The following is a 19,839-nucleotide window of genomic DNA, read 5'->3' on the forward strand; positions in this document are numbered from 1 at the left end:
GCCCCTGGCCTGATGAGCTATGCCCCGGGACACAACGGACACCCTGGGAATGGGAGATGTCGTGAGCAACGAAAGCCTGGCCAATCTGCTCAAGGAGGAGCGGCGGTTCGCACCGCCCGCCGATCTGGCCGCGAACGCCAACGTCACAGCCGAGGCGTACGAGCAGGCCAAGGCGGACCGGCTGGGCTTCTGGGCCGAGCAGGCCCGGCGCCTGACCTGGGCCACGGAGCCGACCGAGACGCTCGACTGGAGCAATCCGCCCTTCGCGAAGTGGTTCGCGGACGGCAAGCTGAACGTCGCGTACAACTGTGTGGACCGCCACGTCGAGGCGGGCAACGGCGACCGGGTCGCCATCCATTTCGAGGGTGAGCCCGGCGACAGCCGCGCGATCACCTACGCGGAGCTGAAGGACGAGGTCTCCCGCGCCGCCAACGCCCTCACCGAGCTCGGTGTCGCCAAGGGCGACCGGGTCGCCGTCTACCTGCCGATGATCCCCGAGGCCGCCGTCGCGATGCTGGCCTGCGCCCGCATCGGCGCCACGCACTCGGTGGTCTTCGGCGGCTTCTCCGCCGACGCCATCGCCGCCCGCATCCAGGACGCGGACGCCAAGGTCGTCATCACCGCCGACGGCGGCTACCGCCGCGGCAAGCCGTCGGCACTGAAGCCCGCGGTCGACGACGCCGTATCCCGTATCGACAGCGTCGAACACGTCCTCGTGGTGCGGCGCACCGGCCAGGACACCGCGTGGACCGAGGGCCGCGACATCTGGTGGCACGAGATCACCGGCCGCCAGTCCGCCGAGCACACCCCCGAGGCCTTCGAGGCGGAGCAGCCGCTCTTCATCCTCTACACCTCGGGTACGACGGGTAAGCCGAAGGGCATCCTGCACACCTCCGGCGGCTACCTCACGCAGGCCGCGTACACCCACAACGCGGTCTTCGACCTCAAGCCGGAGACCGATGTCTACTGGTGCACGGCCGACATCGGCTGGGTGACCGGGCACTCGTACATCGTGTACGGGCCGCTGGCCAACGGCGCGACGCAGGTCATGTACGAGGGCACGCCCGACACCCCTCACCAGGGGCGTTTCTGGGAGATCGTGCAGAAGTACGGCGTCACGATCCTGTACACCGCGCCGACCGCCATCCGTACGTTCATGAAGTGGGGCGACGACATCCCCGCCAAGTTCGACCTGTCCTCGCTGCGGGTCCTCGGTTCGGTCGGTGAGCCGATCAATCCCGAGGCGTGGATGTGGTACCGCAAGCACATCGGCGCCGACAGGTGCCCGGTCGTGGACACCTGGTGGCAGACCGAGACCGGCGCGATGATGATCTCGCCGCTCCCCGGTGTCACGGCCACCAAGCCCGGTTCGGCGCAGCGCGCCCTGCCCGGCATCTCCGCCACCGTCGTCGACGACGAAGCCCACGAGGTGGAGAACGGCGGGGGCGGCTACCTCGTCCTCACCGAGCCGTGGCCGTCGATGCTCCGCACCATCTGGGGTGACGACCAGCGCTTCATCGACACGTACTGGTCGCGCTTCGAGGGCAAGTACTTCGCGGGCGACGGCGCCAAGAAGGACGAGGACGGCGACATCTGGCTGCTCGGCCGGGTCGACGACGTGATGCTCGTGTCCGGGCACAACATCTCGACGACCGAGGTCGAGTCGGCGCTCGTGTCGCACCCGTCCGTCGCCGAGGCGGCCGTGGTCGGCGCGGCCGACGAGACGACCGGTCAGGCCATCGTCGCGTTCGTGATACTCCGTGGCACGGCGTCCGCCTCCGACGAACTCGTCGCGGACCTGCGCAACCACGTCGGTGCCACGCTCGGCCCGATCGCCAAGCCGAAGCGGATCCTGCCGGTGGCCGAGCTGCCGAAGACCCGCTCCGGCAAGATCATGCGGCGTCTGCTGCGTGACGTCGCGGAGAACCGCGAGCTGGGCGACGTCACCACGCTCACCGACTCCTCGGTGATGGACCTCATCCAGACTCAGCTGCCGACGTCTTCGTCCGAGGACTGACAGAGGCACAGGCAGAAGGCCGGAGCACCGGCCGACGTAGGTGTACGAACCCGAGGGGCATCCGGCAACGCGCCGGGGGCCCCTCGGGCATTTAAGGTGAAGATCACTGGATACGCCCCCGCACACCCCGGGTACAGTGGCAGCAACGTCAACAACACATCAAGAAATCTCCACAGGGTGTGCCGGGAAGTCTGGTCGGCAAGTGCATCAGCCATGCCATCGCTGCCGTACCGACCCGGAGGTCTCCACTCGTGGCCGCGCCCACCCCCACACCCTCGCCGTCGCGCCGGACCTTCCTCGGGCGTCTCTCCCTCCCCGAGCGGAACTACCTCGCGGACGCCCTGCGTACCGAGACCGTCGGCGGAGTCATCCTGCTGGGTGCCGCCATCGCGGCGCTGGTCTGGGCGAACACCCTCGGCTCGAGTTACCGGGCCCTCAGCGACTTCCACTTCGGGCCGGAGTCCCTGGGCCTGAATCTCTCCGTGCAGCACTGGGCGGCCGACGGGCTGCTTGCGGTCTTCTTCTTCGTCGCGGGCGTCGAGCTCAAGCGCGAACTGGTCGCGGGTGAGCTGCGCGATCCCAAGGCGGCCGCGCTGCCGGTCATCGCCGCCGTGTCCGGAATGACCGCGCCGGCCGTCGTCTACACGCTGGTGACAGTGATCGGCGGCGGTTCGACCGCCGGATGGGCCGTCCCCACGGCCACCGATATCGCCTTCGCACTCGCTGTGCTCGCGGTCATCGGCACCTCGCTGCCGTCCGCGCTCCGCGCCTTCCTGCTCACGCTCGCCGTCGTCGACGACCTCCTCGCGATCCTGATCATCGCGGTCTTCTTCACCGACGACATCGACCTCGCCGCCCTCGTCGGCGCGTTCGTCGGCCTCGCCGTCTTCTACCTCCTGCTGCGCAAGAACGTGCGCGGCTGGTACGTCTACATCCCGCTCGCCCTGGTCATCTGGGGACTGATGTACAACAGCGGCATCCACGCCACCATCGCCGGTGTCGCCATGGGGCTGATGCTGCGCTGCACCCGGCGCGAGGGCGAGGAGCACTCCCCCGGCGAGCACATCGAGCACCTGATACGCCCGCTGTCGGCCGGCCTCGCCGTGCCGCTGTTCGCGCTGTTCTCGGCCGGGGTGTCACTCTCCGGTGACGCGATGGCGAGTGTCTTCACGCGGCCCGAGACGCTCGGTGTCGTGCTGGGGCTCGTCGTCGGCAAGACGGTCGGCATCTTCGGCGGTACGTGGCTGGCCGCCCGTTTCACCAAGGCGGAGCTGAACAAGGACCTGGCCTGGGCGGACGTCTTCGCGATCGCCTCACTCGCCGGGATCGGCTTCACCGTCTCGCTGCTCATCGGTGAGCTGGCGTTCGAGGGCGACGCGTTCATCGAGAACGAGATCAAGGCAGCCGTGCTGCTGGGGTCGCTGATGGCGGCCGTGTTCTCCGGTGTGCTGCTCAAACTCCGGGTACGTACCTACCGGGCGCTGTACGAGGCGGAGGAGCTCGACGAGGACGAGGACGGGGTACCCGACATCTACGAACAGGACGATCCGGCGTACCACCTCCGGATGGCCGCGATCTACGAGAAGAAGGCTGCAGAGCACCGGCGCCTTGCCCAAGTTGCGGGGGTGGCGAGCAGCAAGCCGGACAGTCCGGCATGATCTGACACCAGATGTGTTGAGCAGGAGAGCAGAAGAGGGAGTCAGGGATGAGCGACCCCGGCAACTACGCGGGCAGCACCGACCGCAGTCTCGGTCAGCTGGTCGCCTCGGCGACGGCCGAGATGTCCGCGCTGGTGCACGACGAGATCGCCCTGGCCAAGGCCGAGGTGCGGCAGGACGTCAAGCGGGGTGTGACCGGCAGTGTGGCGTTCATCGTCGCGGGAGTGCTGATCCTGTTCTCGTTGCCGGTGCTGAGCTTCGCGGCGGCGTACGGAATCCACAACCTGGGTCTCGGGCTCGCCTGGTCGTTCCTGATCGTGGGCGGTGCGTTCATTCTGCTGGCGATCGTGCTCGCGCTGATCGCCATGGCCAAGTTCAAGAAGGTCAAGCCGCCCGAGAAGTCGATCGCGTCGGCCAAGCTGTCGGCGGCCGTGCTGCAGGGCGCCAAGCCGCACCCGCGTCCGGCGATCACGGCGAGTGTCGGTCGCCCGGCCGTCACCGCCTCGGGCGGCACGCGGACGGAGAACGCCGGAGCGAAGTCCGCGGTCAAGGACAATGCGTCCGCTGTGGCACGCTCGTCCACATGACCGTCCCCGATTCCAGCGCATTCGGCCCCACAGGCCCCGGCCCGGGCTCCGGCTCGGCAGGCCCCGGCTCCGGCTCAACAGGCCCTGGCTCCGGCTCCGGCAGTCCCGTACGGATCGACGGTCCCTGGATCCACCGGGATGTGGCGGCCAACGGGGCACGCTTCCACATCGCCGAGTTGGGCGACGGCCCCCTGGTACTGCTGCTGCACGGTTTCCCGCAGTTCTGGTGGACCTGGCGCCATCAGCTGACCGCGCTCGCCGACGCCGGGTTCCGTGCCGTCGCGATGGATCTGCGCGGGGTGGGCGGCAGCGACCGTACGCCGCGGGGGTACGACCCCGCCAACCTGGCCCTCGACGTCACCGGCGTGATCCGGTCGCTCGGTGAGCCGGACGCGGCGCTGGTCGGTCATGACATGGGCGGATACCTCGCCTGGACGGCCGCGGTGATGCGGCCCAAGCTGGTGCGCCGGCTGGTGGTCTCCTCGATGCCGCATCCGCGCCGCTGGCGGTCCTCGATGCTCTCCGACTTCGCGCAGTCCCGGGCAGGCTCGTACATCTGGGGCTTCCAGCGCCCCTGGGTGCCTGAGCGTCAGCTCGTCGCGGACGACGGGGCCTTGGTGGGCCGGCTGATCCGTGACTGGTCGGGGCCGCGGGCGTCAGAGTTCCCCGACGACGCGGCAGTGGACGTCTACCGGCGTGCGATGTGCATCCCGTCGACGGCTCACTGCTCGATCGAGCCGTATCGCTGGATGGTGCGCTCCATGGCGCGCCCGGACGGCGTCCAGTTCAACCGCCGGATGAAACGACCGGTACGGGTGCCGACCCTGCATCTGCACGGTTCGCTCGATCCGGTGGCCCGTACGCGGAGTGCGGCGGGGTCCGGCGAGTACGTCGAAGCGCCGTACCGTTGGCGACTTTTCGATGGTCTGGGGCACTTCCCGCACGAGGAGGATCCAGCCGGTTTCTCGACCGAACTCATCAACTGGCTCAAGGATCCCGAGCCCGACCGGTAGCCCCGGGACGGGCCCTGAGGCCGGCCGAACAGGTAACCGGTCGCGACCAACCGGTGGCCGGAAGTGCACAGTTGTCCGACGAACAGCCAATTGCCCGGCGCATAGGCCGATTGGCTGGCGCCCGCACGATTACCGACCATGAGGCACGGGCAGACGTCGGGGTATGGGCTGGACGCACGACTTCGGTGACGCAGCACGCAATCGTCGCTCGACCGCTACGGCGGATCCGAGCATTCATGAGGGGGACGGTCCTCGAGGCCGGGTGCTCGGTGTGCATGACCTGCATGATCCCCAGCTGGGCATTCCGCATATTCTCCGCCGCCGGGCCCGCTGGGTCTCGGCGCGGCTGCGCCATCCCCGCGGATGACGCAGTCCTGACCTGATCACACAAATCGGACCCGGGCCGACCCCTGTCCGTTTCCCTACAGCGCACACGCCTGACTGTCGACCTGCTGGTTGGCGGTGCGGCCGTCGGCAATGTCCTGGCGGATCTCGTCGGCGGTCAGGGCGTAGCCCGTGTCGGGGTCGTCCAGCGACTTGGCGAAGACGACCCCGTACACCTTGCCGTCGGGGGTCAGCAGCGGTCCGCCGGAGTTTCCCTGGCGGACCGTCGCGAAGAGCGAGTACACATCGCGGCGGACGGTACCCCGGTGGTAGATGTCCGGGCCGTCGGCGTCGATGCGGCCGCGGACACGCGCGGAGCGTACGTCGTACGAGCCGTTCTCCGGGAAGCCCGCGACGATGGCGTCGTTCCCCGTCGCGGCGTCGCGGTCCGTAGCGGTGAACTTCAGCGGCTTCGCGTCGAGATCCGGGACGTCGAGTACAGCGATGTCGCGCTGCCAGTCGTAGAGGACGACCTTCGCGTCGTACAGCCGCCCCTGGCCGCCGATCTGGACGGTCGGCTCGTCGACGCCGCCCACGACATGGGCGTTGGTCATCACCCGACGGTCGGAGAAGACGAAGCCGGTGCCTTCGAGGACCTTGCCGCAGCTCGGGGCCGTACCGACGACCTTGACGATGGACTGCTTGGCGCGGGCCGCGACGGGGCTGCCGGCCAGGGCCGGATCCGGAGCCCTGACCTCGGTGATCGGCTCATTGACGAAGGGGCTGAAGACCTGCGGAAAGCCGTTCTGCGCGAGGACGGAGGAGAAGTCCGCGAACCAGGTGGAGGCCTGGGCGGGCATCACCCGGGAGATGCCGAGCAGCACCGAGGAGTTACGCACCTCCTTGCCCAGCGTCGGCAGCGACGTGCCCGCCAGCGCGGAACCGATCAGCCACGCCACCAGCAGCATCGCGACCACATTGACGAGTGCGCCGCCGGTGGCATCGAGGGCGCGGGCGGGCGACCACGTGATGTACCGCCGGAGTTTGTTGCCGAGGTGGGTGGTGAAAGCCTGGCCGACGGAGGCGCACACGATCACGATGATGACCGCGACCACGGCGGCCGTGGAGGAGACCTCGGAGCCGTCCGTCAACTGGTCCCACAGGACCGGCAGCAGATAGACGGCGACCAGGCCGCCGCCCAGGAAGCCGATGACCGACAGGATGCCGACGACGAAGCCCTGGCGGTAGCCGATCACTGCGAACCACACGGCGCCGGCCAGCAGCAGGATGTCCAGCACGTTCACCGTCTATTGCCTCGCAGATTCGTCACCGGACCCGTTCGTTCGGCTGGGACCGGGCAGGCCCGAACGGCCCAGCACGGAAGTCAGCCTGTCATGCGCGCCAGTCGAGCGGCACCTGCCTGGTACCGTCCCAGGGGCGCTCCCAACCCGCGAAGTGCAGAATGCGGTCGATCACCCCGGCGGTGAAACCCCAGACCAGTGCCGATTCGACCAGGAATGCCGGGCCTCGATGACCGCTGGGATGCACCGTCGTCACCCGATTGGCCGGATCAGTGAGATCCGCCACGGGAACCGTGAAGACCCGGGCAGTCTCGGCCGGATCGACGACCCCGACCGGGCTCGGCGCCCGCCACCAGCCAAGTACGGGCGTGACGACGAAACTGCTCACCGGGATGTAGAGCCGGGGCAGCACAGCAAAGAGCTGGACGCCGCGCGGATCGAGTCCGGTCTCCTCCTCGGCCTCCCGCAGAGCCGCCCTGAGCGGTCCTGCGGTCGCCTGGTCGCCGTCCTCGGGGTCCAGGGCTCCCCCGGGGAAGGAGGGCTGCCCGGCGTGGGAACGCAGTGACCCCGAGCGCTCCATCAGGAGCAGCTCGGGCCCGCGCTCGCCCTCACCGAACAGGACCAGGACGGCGGACTGGCGCCCGGCGCCGTTCTCGGGCGGCAGAAAGCGGCTGAGCTGCTGGGGCTCGATGGTCCGTGCGGCGCGGGCGACGGGCTCGAGCCACTCGGGCAGCCCGTCCGTCGAGACGGTGATCGCGCCGTCCCGGCCCACGCCCGCGGAGTGATCCTCCACGTGGCTCTGTTCGTGCGTCTTCATAGGCACCCCTCGTCTCACAACGCCTGCGGTCGCGCATTTCGTTCCGGAAGGGCGCTCCGTCACCCGGCGCCCAGCGCCGGCGCGGGCTTGCCCGGGTAGTCGGGCGGCGGGCTCAGCCGCTGGCCGGGCTGTCCGCCCATCTCGTACTTCAGGAGCTTCCGGGCCTTCTCCGGATCCGTCTCCCCCTCGCCGTACGAGGGGCAGAGCGGGGCGATCGGACAGGCGCCGCAGGCGGGCCTGCGGGCGTGGCAGATGCGGCGGCCGTGGAAGACGACGCGGTGCGAGAGCATCGTCCACTCGCTCTTGGGGAAGATCGCGGCGATCTCCGCCTCGACCTTCTCCGGGTCCTCCTGCTCCGTCCATTTCCAGCGGCGGACCAGTCGGCCGAAGTGGGTGTCGACCGTGATGCCGGGGACGCCGAAGGCATTGCCGAGGACGACATTGGCGGTCTTGCGGCCGACGCCGGGCAGCGTGACCAGGTCCGCGAGCCGCCCCGGGACCTCACCGCCGAAGTTGTCCCTGAGGGCCGCGGAGAGCCCTATCAGCGACCTGGCCTTGGCCCGGAAGAAGCCGGTCGGCCGGATGACCTCCTCCAGCTCCTCGGGGACGGCCGCGGCCATGTCCTCGGGGGTCGGGTAGGCGGCGAACAGCGCGGGAGTGGTCTGGTTGACCCTCAGATCGGTGGTCTGGGCGGAGAGGACCGTGGCGACCAGGAGCTCGAAGGGGTTCCGGAAGTCCAGCTCCGGATGGGCGTACGGATAGACCTCGGCGAGCTCGCGGTTGATCCGGCGGGCGCGGCGGACCATCGCGAGGTGTGACTCCGGCTTCCCGGACTTTCCCGGCCTCACCGCTGCCCCGGACTTCTTCGCCGATGCCGCGGCCTTCTTTGCGGACCCCTTGGACGCCTTCGCGGGCCCCCCGGACGTCACCGGCGTCACCGACTCCCGGGGTGGGCGTTTTGCGGCTTTTGTCGGTTGACTCGCAGACTGTTCGCCCACAGCGGAATTACGGTCTTCCGACACCTCATCAGCCCCCTTGGCCTGGGCTCTCACCGGCTTGTTGGACACCCGGCCAGCCTAGAGCCAGGCACTGACATCCGCTCCGGTCACTGTGGATCCGTCCCCAATCAGCCCCCTGCGGCACGATGGGGCGCGCCCGTGCGTCAAACTGGTTTGTGATTGATCGCACTGTTTTACCGTCCGGCATGATGGGGACCACGGTTCCCTGAACAGGCCGACAAGGAGAGAACTCGTGGACGACGTTCTGCGGCGCGCCCCGCTTTTCGCGGCGCTCGATGACGAGCAGGCCGCGGAGCTCCGCGCCTCGATGAGTGAGGTGACCCTCGCACGCGGCGACGCTCTCTTCCACGAGGGCGACCAGGGTGACCGCCTGTACGTGGTCACCGAGGGCAAGGTGAAGCTCCACCGCACGTCCCCCGACGGGCGCGAGAACATGCTGGCCGTCCTCGGCCCCGGCGAGCTGATCGGTGAGCTGTCGCTCTTCGACCCGGGCCCGCGCACCGCCACCGCCACCGCGCTGACCGAGGTCAAGCTCCTCGGCCTCGGCCACGGCGACCTGCAGCCCTGGCTGAACGCCCGCCCCGAGGTGGCTACGGCCCTGCTGCGCGCTGTCGCCCGTCGACTGCGCAAGACCAACGACCAGATGTCCGACCTGGTCTTCTCCGACGTACCGGGCCGTGTCGCCCGCGCCCTCCTCGACCTGTCGCGCCGGTTCGGCGTCCAGTCGGAGGAAGGCATCCACGTCGTCCACGACCTGACCCAGGAAGAGCTGGCCCAGCTGGTCGGCGCCTCCCGCGAGACGGTCAACAAGGCGCTTGCCGACTTCGCGGGCCGCGGCTGGCTCCGCCTGGAGGCACGCGCCGTGATCCTGCTGGATGTGGAGCGCCTGGCGAAGCGTTCGCGCTAGCCGGCCCCCCTCACGACGCGAGAGGCCCCGCCGTCCGGCGGGGCCTCTCGCGCGTCACGGCGCCTCGCAGCCCCGATATCAGCGCCACGGGCGTAACAGCGGCTCAGATCAGCCCGTGCTCGCCCAGATACTCCAGCTGCGCCCGCACCGACAGCTCCGCCGCGGGCCACAGCGACCGGTCCACGTCCGCGTACACGTACGCCACCACCTCCGTGGCCGAGCGGTGCCCGGCCTCCACCGCCGTCTCCACCTGGGCGAGCCGGTGCGCGCGGTGGGCGAGATAGAACTCGACCGCGCCCTGCGCGTCGTCCAGGACCGGACCGTGCCCCGGCAGCACCGTGTGCACCCCGTCGTCGACCGTCAGCGAGCGCAGCCGCCGCAGCGAGTCGAGGTAGTCGCCGAGCCGCCCGTCCGGGTGCGCGACGAGCGTGGTGCCACGCCCGAGGATCGTGTCGCCGGTCAGCACCGCCCGGTCGGCGGGCAGATGGAAGGAGAGCGAGTCAGAGGTGTGCCCCGGGGTCGGGACCACCCGCAGTTCGAGCCCTCCGGTGGTGATCACGTCGCCCGTCGTCAGCCCCTCCTCGCCGAGCCGCAGCGCCGGGTCCAGCGCCCTCACCGTCGTACGGGTCAGCTCGGCGAAGCGCGCCGCGCCCTCCGCGTGGTCGGGGTGACCGTGGGTGAGGAGCGTGAGGCCGATCCGCCGGCCGGCGCGCTCGGCGGTGTCGATGACGGCCTGCAGATGGCTGTCGTCGAGGGGGCCCGGGTCGATGACGACCGCGAGGTCGGAGTCGGGCTCGGCGACGATCCAGGTGTTGGTGCCGTCGAGCGTCATCGCCGAGGCGTTGGGGGCGAGAACGTTGACCGTACGGGCGGTCGCGGGGCCGGAGAGGACCCCTCCGCGCGGCTGCCCGGGCAGCGCTGCTGCGTCGCTCATGCGGAACCATCTCCGGTCGGGATGTGCTTGGTGAATTCGTCGTGCCCCGGCCAGCTCAGCACCAGTTCACCGTCCTCCAGCCGCGCCTGTGCGAGTACGGGGGTGAGGTCCTGGGAGGACGCGGCCTTCAGCGCCTCGGCAGCGGTGCCGTACGGGCGCAGCTGACGCAGCGTCGACACGGTCGGCGGCATCATGAGCAGCTCGCCCCGGTCGTATCCGTCGGTGGCTTCCGCCGGGGAGATCCATAGCGCGAGGTCGGCCTCGGTGGAGGCGGAGGGGGTACCTCCCATGCCTTCAGGGCCATGGGAGAGGGTGCGCTGGCCCTCGGGAAGCGCGGCGACGAAGAACCACGTGTCATAGCGCCGGGGTTCGAACTCGGGCGTGATCCAGCGCGCCCACGCCCCGAGCAGATCGGAGCGGAGCACGAGCCCGCGCCGGTCGAGGAACTCGGCGAAGGACAGCTCGCGGGCGACGAGGGCCTCGCGGTCCGCCTCCCAGTCGGCACCCGTGGTGTCGCTGACGACGGTGTCGGCGGTCGGCCCGGCGAGGAGGACACCCGACTCCTCGTACGTCTCGCGGACCGCCGCGCAGACGATGGCCTGCGCCTCGGTGACCGTACCGACGCCGAGCCGCTCGGCCCAGAGTTCCAGCGCGGGTCCGGCCCAGCCGACGAGCCGATCGTCGTCGCGCGGGTCGACGCCGCCACCCGGATAGGCGTACGCACCCCCGGCAAAAGCCATGGAGGTGCGGCGGCGCAGCATGTGGACGGCGGGCCCGCCCTCGGTGTCAGCGGGGTCCCGGAGCAGCATCACGGTGGCCGCGCGCCGGGGCGTCGCGGCCGTGAGCTCACCTGCGGCGAGTGCCCGGATCCGGTCGGGCCATTCCGGTGGGTACCACTGACCATTGGACATGGCCGGAGGCTATCCGGAACCGCGACGATGTTCGAGAGGCAGCAAGGGGCGCACGGGGCGCGACGGGCTTCAGGCGTGGACCCGGGCCGTGAAACGCGTGATCCCGTCCGGTCGCACGGACCGGACGGGATCACGGATCAGGGAGGTACCCGCCTCACTGCGGCAGCGGCTCAGGCCCCGTCCAGCTCGACCTGCACCTCGACCTCGACCGGCGCGTCCAGCGGCAGCACCGCGACGCCCACGGCGCTGCGCGCGTGCACGCCCTTGTCGCCGAGCGCCGCGCCCAGCAGCTCGCTCGCACCGTTGATCACGGCGGGCTGCCCGGTGAAGTCGGAGGCCGAGGCGACGAAGCCCACGACCTTCACGACCCGCTTGATCCGGTCCAGGTCGCCCGCGACCGACTTCACGGCGGCCAGCGCGTTGAGCGCGCAGGTCCTGGCCAGTTCCTTGGCCTCGTCCGGCGTGACCTCCGCACCGACCTTGCCGGTGACCGGAAGCTTGCCCTCCACCATGGGCAGCTGGCCCGATGTGTACACGTACACCCCGGACCGGACGGCCGGCTGATACGAGGCGAGCGGCGGTACGACGTCCGGCAGCGTCAGCCCGAGTTCGGCGAGCTTCGCCTCGACGGCGCCCGCCACTACGGCTTCTCCCGCTTCAGGTAGGCCACGAGCTGCTCGGGGTTGTTCGGGCCGGGAACGACCTGGACCAGCTCCCAGCCGTCCTCGCCCCAGGTGTCCAGAATCTGCTTCGTCGCGTGCACGAGAAGGGGCACGGTCGCGTATTCCCACTTGGTCATAGGCCGACTGTAATGCCTGGCACGTACGGGCTCGTGCGTAGCCCGGGGCCGTACTGGTTAGGCTCGAATACGTGAGCAGGTTCCAGGTCGTCAGCGGCAAGGGCGGTACCGGTAAGACCACGGTCGCCGCCGCCCTCGCGCTCGCCCTCGCGACCGAGGGCAAGCGCACCCTCCTCGTCGAGGTCGAGGGCAGGCAGGGCATCGCCCAGCTCTTCGAGGCGGATTCCCTTCCGTACGAGGAGCGCAAGATCGCCGTCGCGCCGGGCGGCGGCGAGGTGTACGCCCTCGCGATCGACGCGGAGCGTGCGCTCCTCGACTACCTCCAGATGTTCTACAAGCTCGGCAGCGCGGGCCGGGCGCTCAAGAAGCTCGGTGCGATCGACTTCGCCACGACGATCGCACCCGGTGTACGGGACGTGCTGCTGACGGGCAAGGCCTGCGAAGCCGTACGCCGCAAGGACAAGCAGGGCCGGTACAGCTACGACTACGTGATCATGGATGCGCCGCCCACCGGCCGCATCACGCGCTTCCTCAATGTGAACGACGAGGTGGCGGGGCTGGCCCGGATCGGCCCGATACACAATCAGGCGCAGGCCGTGATGCGGGTGCTGAAGTCCCCGGAGACAGCGGTCCACCTGGTGACGCTGCTGGAGGAGATGCCGGTCCAGGAGACCGCGGACGGCGTCGCGGAGCTGCGGGCGGCCGAACTGCCGGTGGGCCGGGTCATCGTGAACATGGTGCGGCCGCATCTGCTGGACGAGGACGCGCTGCGTACCGCCTCGGGGGGCCGCCGCAAGGAGATCGCCAAGACGCTCACCCGGGCGGGCGTGACCGGGTCCGCGGCGCTGGTACGTCCGCTGATCGAGCAGGCCTCCGAGCATGCCCAGCGGGTGGAGCTGGAGCGCGAGCAGCGCGCGGTCCTCGCGGATCTGGACCTGCCGACCAACGAACTTCCGCTGATCGGCGAAGGCGTGGACCTGCCCGGTCTGTACGACCTGGCGGTCGAACTCCGCAAGCAGGGCATGGGCGACGAGGCGGGCCAAGGGGTGGGTGCATGAGAGCGGGTACGGAACCGGGCACCGATGCGCGTACGGACGCCGGTACAGGCACAGCCACGGGCACCGCGCCCGTGCTGGACACCGACGCGCTGCTCGACGATCCGGACATCCGGATCATCGTGTGCTGCGGCTCGGGTGGTGTCGGCAAGACCACGACCGCGGCGGCGCTGGGCGTACGGGCCGCCGAGCGCGGCCGGAAGGTCGTCGTCCTCACCATCGACCCGGCCCGCAGGCTCGCCCAGTCGATGGGCATCCTCTCGCTGGACAACGTCCCGCGCCGGGTGCCGGGCATCGAGAGCGCCGGTGAGGGCGGCGGTGAACTGCACGCCATGATGCTCGACATGAAGCGGACCTTCGACGAGATCGTCGAGGCGCACGCGGAGGGCGAGCGGGCGCGCGCGATCCTGGAGAACCCCTTCTACCAGTCCCTGTCGGCCGGTTTCGCAGGCACGCAGGAGTACATGGCGATGGAGAAGCTGGGGCAGCTGCGGGCGCGCAACGAGTGGGACCTGATCGTCGTCGACACCCCGCCGTCGCGTTCCGCGCTGGACTTCCTGGACGCACCCAAGCGGCTCGGCTCGTTCCTGGACGGGAAGTTCATCAAGCTGCTGATGGCCCCGGCGAAGATGGGCGGCCGGGCCGGGATGAAGTTCCTCAACGTCGGCATGTCGATGATGACCGGGACGCTCGGCAAGCTGCTGGGTGGCCAGTTCCTGCGTGACGTACAGACGTTCGTCGCGGCGATGGACACCATGTTCGGTGGTTTCCGGACCCGGGCGGATGCCACGTACAGACTGCTGCAGGCGCCCGGCACGGCGTTCCTCGTCGTCGCGACACCGGAGCGGGACGCGCTGCGCGAGGCCGCCTACTTCGTGGAACGGCTGGCCGCGGAGGACATGCCCCTGGCCGGTCTGGTCCTCAACCGGGTCCACGGCAGTGACGCCGCCCGGCTCTCCGCCGAGCGCGCCCTGGCAGCCGCAGAAAATCTTGACGCCATCGGCATTGTGGATCAGAGCACAGGGAAGGCTGGACTTCGTGACCCGGCCGACTCGGCAGTCACCTCCCCCGAAGACCCCGAGTCGCCGCCCTCCCCCTCCCGTTCCGAGGACACCCAGGATGCTGACACCGAACCAGAGGCTGATGCCGTCTCCGTCGAGCAGCTGACCGCAGGCCTGCTGCGGCTGCACGCTGAACGCATGCAGGTGGTCGCGCGCGAACAGCGCACCCGCGACCGCTTCACCGCACTGCATCCCGAGGTCGCCGTGACCGAAGTCGCGGCGCTGCCCGGAGATGTGCACGACCTCGCAGGACTGCGGGCCGTCGGGGACCGGCTCGCGACCGATTCCGCTCCGGCCGGAGCTGCGTAACTCACCCGGACGGCCGGGTGGCCCCCCGGCGGTCTACCCCACGGCGGCGTAGGTCTCATGCAGTTCGTCGTCCAGACCGATGGCCACCGGCAGGATGCCCGTCGACCGCTCGTACTCACTGCGAGCGGTCTCCAACAGTCGGCGCCAGGACGTGACGGTGGGTCGCCTGCGCAGCAGCGCGCGACGCTCCCGTTCCGTCATTCCGCCCCAAACACCGAATTCGACGCGATTGTCCAGCGCATCGGCCAGGCACTCGGTCCGCACCGGGCAACCGGTGCACACCGCCTTGGCCCTGTTCTGCGCTGCCCCTTGTACGAACAGTTCATCCGGATCGGTAGTGCGGCAGGCTGCCTGCGCACTCCAGTCGGTTACCCAGCCCATCCCGGCGCCGTCCTCTCCCGAATCGAGGCTCCCCCACGGCGGTAGCGGCATATTCACCGCTGCCAGTTGAGGACGTTACGGAAGGTGGCGACAGCACAACACCCCCTTCGGGCCCAATCTTGAATGGCCCGAACGGACTATGCGTACGCGGCAGATCACCCAGGGGAGTGAGGTGAGGGCATACAAGAATATCCCTTCAAAATAGGGACAATTTACCTGAGTCACAACGGGCATTCGATGACACATGGGGCGAATTCGGGGCGCCCGAGGCGCTGGCCGAACCGAGACCGGGTCACGGCCGAGTGCTGCATGGGGGTTGATACGGAACCGGACTGCTGTGACAGTTGTGAGCAGCTTAGGCCAAGGCATATACGCGTGTCCGGCGAATGAGAACGTAGGCTGCCCCCATGCCAAAGAACCGCTCGGGCGGGGGTCTCACCGCGACCCAGCAGGCCGCCAAGTTCCTCGGTGTCGCCGCACTCTCCGGAGTCGTGCTCGCAGGCATCGCGCTGCCGGCCGCCGGAGCACTGGGGCTCGCCGCGAAGGGGACGGTCGAGGGATTCGACGAGATCCCGGCCAACCTCAAGACTCCGCCGCTGAGCCAGCGCACCAAGATCCTGGACAGCAAGGGCGGCATGCTTGCGACGGTCTACTCGCGTGACCGCACCGTCGTTCCGCTCAAGGACATCTCCCCGTACATGCAGAAGGCGATCATCGCGATCGAGGATGCCCGCTTCTACCAGCACGGGGCGGTCGACCTCAAGGGCATCCTGCGCGCGATGAACCGCAACGTGCAGGCGGGCGGCACCGCGCAGGGCGCGTCGACCCTCACCCAGCAGTACGTGAAGAACGTCTTCGTCGAGGAGGCGGGCGACGACCCGGACAAGGTCGCGCAGGCCACCCAGCAGACGATGGGCCGCAAGATCCAGGAACTGAAGTACGCGATCCAGGTCGAGGAGGAGCTCGGCAAGAAGAAGATCCTGGAGAACTACCTCAACATCACGTTCTTCGGGCAGCAGGCGTACGGCATCGAGGCGGCCTCCCAGCGCTACTTCTCCAAGTCGGCGAAGGACCTGAAGCTGGAGGAGGCCGCCCTGCTGGCCGGCATCGTCCAGTCGCCGAGCCGCTACGACCCCGTCAACGACGCACAGGAGGCGACCAAGCGTCGCAACACCGTGCTCCAGCGGATGGCGGCTGTCGGGGACATCACGCAGGCCGCGGCGAAGAAGGCACAGGCGACGCCGATCAAGCTGAGGGTCAGCAAGCCGAAGAACGGCTGCATCACGGCCGTCAGCGGGGCCGCCTTCTTCTGTGACTACGTCCGCAAGGTCTTCCTCGCCGACCCGGTCTTCGGCAAGACGAAGGAGGAGCGGGCCAAGGTCTGGAATCAGGGCGGACTCACGGTCCGCACGACGCTCGACCCGCAGGCCCAGGCGGGCGTGCAGTCCTCGATCAAGAGCCACGTCTACAAGACGGACAAGGTCGCCACCGCCGTGACGCTGGTCCAGCCCGGCACCGGCAAGATCATGGGCATGGGCCAGTCCAAGCCGTACGGTTTCGGACCGAACGAGACCCAGTACAACTACTCGGTCAACAAGGACAAGGGCGGCTCGAACTACGGCTTCCCGACCGGGTCGACGTTCAAGCCGTTCCTCGCCGCGGCAGCCATAGAGGGCGGCAAGCCGGCGACGCAGATGTACTCGGCGCCGTACGAGATGGACTACCCGGACACGGTTCAGACCTGCGGAAAGCCGTGGGTCAACGACGGCGTGCCGAAGTATCACCTGGAGAACGAGAGCGAGTCCGAGGAGGGGCCGTACGCCCTGACGGAAGCGATGGAGATGTCGGTCAACACCTACTTCGTCCAGATGCTCCAGGACATCGGCATGTGCCCGGTCTCCCAGATGACCGACAAGCTCGGTGTGGTGCAGGGTGACGGCACCAAGCTGCCGCAGAACCCGTCCACGCTGACCCTCGGCTCCAACGGCCTCTCGCCGCTCACGATGGCCAGCGCGTACGCCGCCTTCGCCAACCGGGGCACTTACTGCACGCCGATCGCCATCGAGGCGGTCAGGACGGCGGACGGCAAGTCGCTCCCGGTACCGAAGACCACCTGCTCGCAGGCAATGTCGCAGACGACGGCCGACACCGTCAACACCTTGCTGCGCGGCGTGGTCGACTCAGGTACCGGTCGGGAGGCCGGCCTGCAGAACCGCGACAACGCGGGCAAGACGGGTACGACCGACGCCCGTAAGAACGCCTGGTTCGTCGGCTACACGCCGAACATGTCCGGCGCGGTCTGGGTCGGGAGCCCGTCCCAGAGCGTCGAGATGGAGAACATCACCATCGGTGGCGTGTACCAGGACAAGGTGTACGGCGGTCAGGTCCCCGGACCGATCTGGCGCGACGCCATGACGAACGCCCTCAACGGGCTGCCCGCCCCGTCGTTCAACACCGTCAACATCCCGGCCCCGCGGGACAACTCGGACGAGGACCGGGGCAGGGGCCGGGACAGAAGGCGGGACAGGGGCGACGGCAACGACCCGTTCCCCGGCATCAGCGTCCCGCCGGACTTCCTCGGCGGGAACAACGGACCCCAGCGCCCGGGTCACGGCGGCACGAAGGGTCCCTGACCGGCCGCTCGGTCCATGAACGAGGAGGTGGGGTGACCCGGAACATTCCGGGTCACCCCACCTCCTCGTATGTACGGTCCGCTCAGCCCGCGAGGAGCTTCTTCACGGCGGCGGCCACCCGGCCGCCGTCCGCGCGCCCCGCGACCTTCGGGTTCACGATCTTCATGACGGCACCCATCGCCCGCGGTCCCTCGGCGCCGGCGGCCTTCGCCTCGTCGACCGCCGACGCGACGATCGCACCCAGCTCGTCGTCACTGAGCTGCTTCGGCAGGTACGCGTCGAGCAGCTCGCCCTCCGCCTTCTCGCGCTCGGCCTGCTCCGTCCGGCCGCCCTGGGCGAAGGCCTCGGCCGCCTCGCGGCGCTTCTTCGCCTCCTTGGCGATGACCTTCTGCACCTCGTCGTCGGAGAGCTCACGCGACGTCTTGCCGCTGACCTCCTCCTTGGTGATCGCGGTGAGGGTCAGCCGGAGCGTCGACGAGGTCAGCTCGTCGCGCGCCTTCATGGCCGTGGTGAGGTCTTCCTTGAGCTTGGACTTGAGCGTGGTCATGTGCTGATTGTGGCAGGTGCGAGGTGGCCACCGCCTGCCGGTTTCCCTGTCACCACATCGTGTCTGCGACGATGGGCACATGCGCGCACGCTACGGAGTACCCCTGAGAGTCACGGCAGTCGGCGCAGCGGTCGGCGCCGCCGGGCTCGCTTACGCGGCAGGTTTCGAAGCCCGCTCGTTCCGGCTCCGAAGGGTCGCCGTCCCCGTACTCCCGCACGGAGCACGCCCGTTGCGCGTGCTGCAGGTCTCCGACATCCACATGGTGACCGGCCAGCGCAAGAAGCGCGGCTGGCTGCAGTCGCTGGCCGGCCTGCGCCCGGACTTCGTCGTCAACACCGGCGACAACCTCTCCGACCCGGAGGCCGTACCGGAGCTGCTGGACGCGCTCGGTCCGCTGATGGAGTTCCCGGGTGTGTACGTCTTCGGCTCCAACGACTACTACGGCCCCAAGCTCCGCAACCCGGCCCGCTACCTCCTCGAGAAGGCCCAGGGCAAGCACGGCCTCAACGGCAACGCCCCCGCGGTCGGCGTCGTCCACAACCCGTGGGAGCCGATGCGCGATGCGTTCGACGAGGCGGGCTGGCTGAACCTGAGCAACACCCGGGGCCGACTCAAGCTCGACGGCCTGGAGCTCGCCTTCACCGGCCTCGACGACCCGCACATCAAGCGCGACAGGTACGCGGAGGTCTCGGGCGGCCCCGAGACGGGCGCCGATCTGTCCATCGGCGTGGTCCACGCCCCCTACCTGCGCACCCTCGACGCCTTCACGGCGGACGGCTACCCGCTGATCCTGGCGGGGCACACCCATGGCGGCCAGCTGTGCATCCCCTTCTACGGGGCCCTGGTCACCAACTGCGACCTGGACACGGACCGAGTCAGAGGGCTCTCCAGCCACACGGTCGGCGACCGGCGCGCCTACCTCCACGTCTCCGCAGGCTGCGGTACGAACCGCTACACCCCGGTCCGCTTCGCCTGCCCGCCCGAGGCGACCCTGCTGACGTTGACGCCCCGCGACTGAAACCCGGGGGTGCCTCGCCCACCGGGGCAGAAACCGGATTTCGTCTCCGGCCGCCGGTGGGCTAAAGTAATCGATGTCGCCGGGAGACCGGCGGCGATCGGGGTGTAGCGCAGCTTGGCAGCGCGCTTCGTTCGGGACGAAGAGGTCGTGGGTTCAAATCCCGCCACCCCGACAGCTGAAATACCAGGTCAGGGGCCTGATCCACTAAGTGGATCAGGCCCCTGAGTGGTTTCCGGGGCTCCTTGGGAATCCGTCCGGGAGAAGACCTTGGTCGACTTCTCGCACCCCGAGGTTGCCCGATGATCCCCCTGTGCGCGTCGGATTTCGCTGGGTGCGCGTCTCGACGCGGGGTACGGATCTCCATCGGTCCCCGAGCAACGCGCATCAGCAGGGGCGGTGGAGGAACCGGGATCCCGTCCGGGCTTCGCCGGTCCACGTTCCGGTGGCGTCGGCGCCTCCTTCTTCACCGAATTGCCCGCCCCTGAGGCAGATTTCGCCTCCGCGAGGCCGCTGCCGGTTCGCCCTCCCCCGGCCACGGCCTCGTCGGG

General features: G+C 69.3%; 19 protein-coding genes and 1 tRNA gene. 11 read left to right on the plus strand and 9 right to left on the minus strand.

Going from position 1 to position 19,839, the window contains the following annotated elements; genetic code table 11:
• The first annotated feature begins 19 nt into the window (after window positions 1-19).
• The 5 genes from acs (at window position 20) to ACFU8W_RS04540 (ending at window position 5,642) form a co-directional block, all read left to right on the plus strand.
• On the plus strand, window positions 20-2,017 hold the full coding sequence (gene acs / locus ACFU8W_RS04520; RefSeq protein WP_384032224.1) for an acetate--CoA ligase: 1,998 nt from the start codon (window positions 20-22) through the stop codon (window positions 2,015-2,017).
• A 251-nt stretch (window positions 2,018-2,268) separates the two neighbouring features.
• The gene (gene nhaA, locus ACFU8W_RS04525) at window positions 2,269-3,675 is read left to right on the plus strand and encodes a Na+/H+ antiporter NhaA (RefSeq protein WP_384032226.1); all 1,407 of its coding nucleotides are present in this window, start codon (window positions 2,269-2,271) and stop codon (window positions 3,673-3,675) included.
• Window positions 3,676-3,722: 47 nt separating this feature from the next.
• Window positions 3,723-4,262, plus strand: a complete 540-nt coding sequence (locus ACFU8W_RS04530) for a phage holin family protein (RefSeq protein ID WP_384032228.1) — start codon at window positions 3,723-3,725, stop codon at window positions 4,260-4,262.
• Window positions 4,259-5,275: an alpha/beta fold hydrolase gene (locus tag ACFU8W_RS04535; protein WP_384032230.1), complete on the plus strand. Its 1,017-nt coding sequence runs from the start codon at window positions 4,259-4,261 to the stop codon at window positions 5,273-5,275. Before ACFU8W_RS04530 ends, ACFU8W_RS04535 begins: the two co-directional genes overlap by 4 nt.
• A gap of 163 nt (window positions 5,276-5,438) precedes the next feature.
• On the plus strand, window positions 5,439-5,642 hold the full coding sequence (locus tag ACFU8W_RS04540) for a hypothetical protein (RefSeq protein WP_266984224.1): 204 nt from the start codon (window positions 5,439-5,441) through the stop codon (window positions 5,640-5,642).
• A 55-nt stretch (window positions 5,643-5,697) separates the two neighbouring features.
• On the opposite strand, the gene ACFU8W_RS04545 is transcribed toward ACFU8W_RS04540, so the two are convergent.
• The 3 genes from ACFU8W_RS04545 to nth form a co-directional block, all read right to left on the minus strand.
• Window positions 5,698-6,903, minus strand: coding sequence for a MarP family serine protease (locus tag ACFU8W_RS04545; protein ID WP_345517411.1), 1,206 nt, complete (start codon window positions 6,901-6,903; stop codon window positions 5,698-5,700).
• 88 nt (window positions 6,904-6,991) lie between these two features.
• The gene (locus tag ACFU8W_RS04550; protein ID WP_345517410.1) at window positions 6,992-7,717 is read right to left on the minus strand and encodes a CoA pyrophosphatase; all 726 of its coding nucleotides are present in this window, start codon (window positions 7,715-7,717) and stop codon (window positions 6,992-6,994) included.
• A 59-nt stretch (window positions 7,718-7,776) separates the two neighbouring features.
• Window positions 7,777-8,655: an endonuclease III gene (nth, locus tag ACFU8W_RS04555; RefSeq protein ID WP_384032235.1), complete on the minus strand. Its 879-nt coding sequence runs from the start codon at window positions 8,653-8,655 to the stop codon at window positions 7,777-7,779.
• Window positions 8,656-8,968: 313 nt separating this feature from the next.
• On the opposite strand from nth, the gene ACFU8W_RS04560 reads away from it, so the two are divergent.
• Complete coding sequence (locus ACFU8W_RS04560; protein ID WP_030925113.1) at window positions 8,969-9,643, plus strand: Crp/Fnr family transcriptional regulator; 675 nt, start codon at window positions 8,969-8,971, stop codon at window positions 9,641-9,643.
• Between the two features lie 103 nt (window positions 9,644-9,746).
• Here the strand turns inward: ACFU8W_RS04560 and ACFU8W_RS04565 are convergent, their stop codons facing one another.
• The 4 genes from ACFU8W_RS04565 to ACFU8W_RS04580 all read right to left on the minus strand — a co-directional run bounded on the left by ACFU8W_RS04565 (window position 9,747) and on the right by ACFU8W_RS04580 (window position 12,287).
• Window positions 9,747-10,577 carry an MBL fold metallo-hydrolase gene (locus tag ACFU8W_RS04565; RefSeq protein ID WP_266984220.1) on the minus strand — a complete coding sequence of 277 codons (831 nt, stop codon included), beginning with the start codon at window positions 10,575-10,577 and terminating at the stop codon, window positions 9,747-9,749.
• A complete protein-coding gene (locus ACFU8W_RS04570) occupies window positions 10,574-11,488 on the minus strand; it encodes an NUDIX hydrolase (RefSeq protein WP_384032237.1) in 915 nt (304 codons plus the stop codon). Before ACFU8W_RS04570 ends, ACFU8W_RS04565 begins: the two co-directional genes overlap by 4 nt.
• Before the next feature lie 170 nt (window positions 11,489-11,658).
• Window positions 11,659-12,129 (minus strand): RidA family protein, encoded by a 471-nt coding sequence (locus tag ACFU8W_RS04575; protein WP_384032239.1) that lies wholly within the window; start codon window positions 12,127-12,129, stop codon window positions 11,659-11,661.
• A complete protein-coding gene (locus ACFU8W_RS04580) occupies window positions 12,129-12,287 on the minus strand; it encodes a DUF4177 domain-containing protein (RefSeq protein WP_019992579.1) in 159 nt (52 codons plus the stop codon). Before ACFU8W_RS04580 ends, ACFU8W_RS04575 begins: the two co-directional genes overlap by 1 nt.
• Window positions 12,288-12,358: 71 nt before the next feature.
• On the opposite strand from ACFU8W_RS04580, the gene ACFU8W_RS04585 reads away from it, so the two are divergent.
• Window positions 12,359-13,345, plus strand: coding sequence for an ArsA family ATPase (locus ACFU8W_RS04585; RefSeq protein WP_384032241.1), 987 nt, complete (start codon window positions 12,359-12,361; stop codon window positions 13,343-13,345).
• Complete coding sequence (locus ACFU8W_RS04590) at window positions 13,342-14,712, plus strand: ArsA family ATPase (protein ID WP_384032243.1); 1,371 nt, start codon at window positions 13,342-13,344, stop codon at window positions 14,710-14,712. Before ACFU8W_RS04585 ends, ACFU8W_RS04590 begins: the two co-directional genes overlap by 4 nt.
• Window positions 14,713-14,745: 33 nt before the next feature.
• Here the strand turns inward: ACFU8W_RS04590 and ACFU8W_RS04595 are convergent, their stop codons facing one another.
• Window positions 14,746-15,093, minus strand: a complete 348-nt coding sequence (locus ACFU8W_RS04595) for a WhiB family transcriptional regulator (protein WP_037690812.1) — start codon at window positions 15,091-15,093, stop codon at window positions 14,746-14,748.
• A 407-nt stretch (window positions 15,094-15,500) separates the two neighbouring features.
• On the opposite strand from ACFU8W_RS04595, the gene ACFU8W_RS04600 reads away from it, so the two are divergent.
• Window positions 15,501-17,726: a transglycosylase domain-containing protein gene (locus ACFU8W_RS04600; RefSeq protein WP_384032246.1), complete on the plus strand. Its 2,226-nt coding sequence runs from the start codon at window positions 15,501-15,503 to the stop codon at window positions 17,724-17,726.
• An 82-nt stretch (window positions 17,727-17,808) separates the two neighbouring features.
• On the opposite strand, the gene ACFU8W_RS04605 is transcribed toward ACFU8W_RS04600, so the two are convergent.
• Window positions 17,809-18,273 (minus strand): GatB/YqeY domain-containing protein, encoded by a 465-nt coding sequence (locus tag ACFU8W_RS04605; protein WP_266984209.1) that lies wholly within the window; start codon window positions 18,271-18,273, stop codon window positions 17,809-17,811.
• A gap of 79 nt (window positions 18,274-18,352) precedes the next feature.
• Here ACFU8W_RS04605 and ACFU8W_RS04610 point away from each other — a divergent pair, with 79 nt between their 5' ends.
• Both ACFU8W_RS04610 and ACFU8W_RS04615 read left to right on the plus strand, forming a co-directional pair.
• Entirely contained in the window at window positions 18,353-19,291 is a 939-nt protein-coding gene (locus tag ACFU8W_RS04610) for a metallophosphoesterase (protein WP_384032248.1), read from the plus strand.
• Between the two features lie 98 nt (window positions 19,292-19,389).
• Window positions 19,390-19,463, plus strand: a tRNA-Pro gene (locus ACFU8W_RS04615).
• Window positions 19,464-19,839 lie beyond the last annotated feature (376 nt).

Source organism: Streptomyces sp. NPDC057565 (assembly GCF_042801455.1).
Taxonomy (GTDB): domain Bacteria; phylum Actinomycetota; class Actinomycetes; order Streptomycetales; family Streptomycetaceae; genus Streptomyces; species Streptomyces yanii.

Bases quoted from the DNA above. Each gene is read 5' to 3' on its own strand.
- acs (WP_384032224.1), top strand. From the start codon at position 20: ATGCCCCGGGACACAACGGACACCCTGGGAATGGGAGATGTCGTGAGC.
- ACFU8W_RS04540 (WP_266984224.1), top strand. From the start codon at position 5,439: ATGGGCTGGACGCACGACTTCGGTGACGCAGCACGCAATCGTCGCTCG.
- ACFU8W_RS04600 (WP_384032246.1), top strand. From the start codon at position 15,501: ATGCCAAAGAACCGCTCGGGCGGGGGTCTCACCGCGACCCAGCAGGCC.
- ACFU8W_RS04610 (WP_384032248.1), top strand. From the start codon at position 18,353: ATGCGCGCACGCTACGGAGTACCCCTGAGAGTCACGGCAGTCGGCGCA.
- ACFU8W_RS04530 (WP_384032228.1), top strand. From the start codon at position 3,723: ATGAGCGACCCCGGCAACTACGCGGGCAGCACCGACCGCAGTCTCGGT.
- ACFU8W_RS04605 (WP_266984209.1), bottom strand. From the start codon at position 18,273: ATGACCACGCTCAAGTCCAAGCTCAAGGAAGACCTCACCACGGCCATG.
- ACFU8W_RS04595 (WP_037690812.1), bottom strand. From the start codon at position 15,093: ATGGGCTGGGTAACCGACTGGAGTGCGCAGGCAGCCTGCCGCACTACC.
- ACFU8W_RS04590 (WP_384032243.1), top strand. From the start codon at position 13,342: ATGAGAGCGGGTACGGAACCGGGCACCGATGCGCGTACGGACGCCGGT.
- ACFU8W_RS04580 (WP_019992579.1), bottom strand. From the start codon at position 12,287: ATGACCAAGTGGGAATACGCGACCGTGCCCCTTCTCGTGCACGCGACG.
- ACFU8W_RS04570 (WP_384032237.1), bottom strand. From the start codon at position 11,488: ATGTCCAATGGTCAGTGGTACCCACCGGAATGGCCCGACCGGATCCGG.
- ACFU8W_RS04550 (WP_345517410.1), bottom strand. From the start codon at position 7,717: ATGAAGACGCACGAACAGAGCCACGTGGAGGATCACTCCGCGGGCGTG.
- ACFU8W_RS04565 (WP_266984220.1), bottom strand. From the start codon at position 10,577: ATGAGCGACGCAGCAGCGCTGCCCGGGCAGCCGCGCGGAGGGGTCCTC.
- ACFU8W_RS04535 (WP_384032230.1), top strand. From the start codon at position 4,259: ATGACCGTCCCCGATTCCAGCGCATTCGGCCCCACAGGCCCCGGCCCG.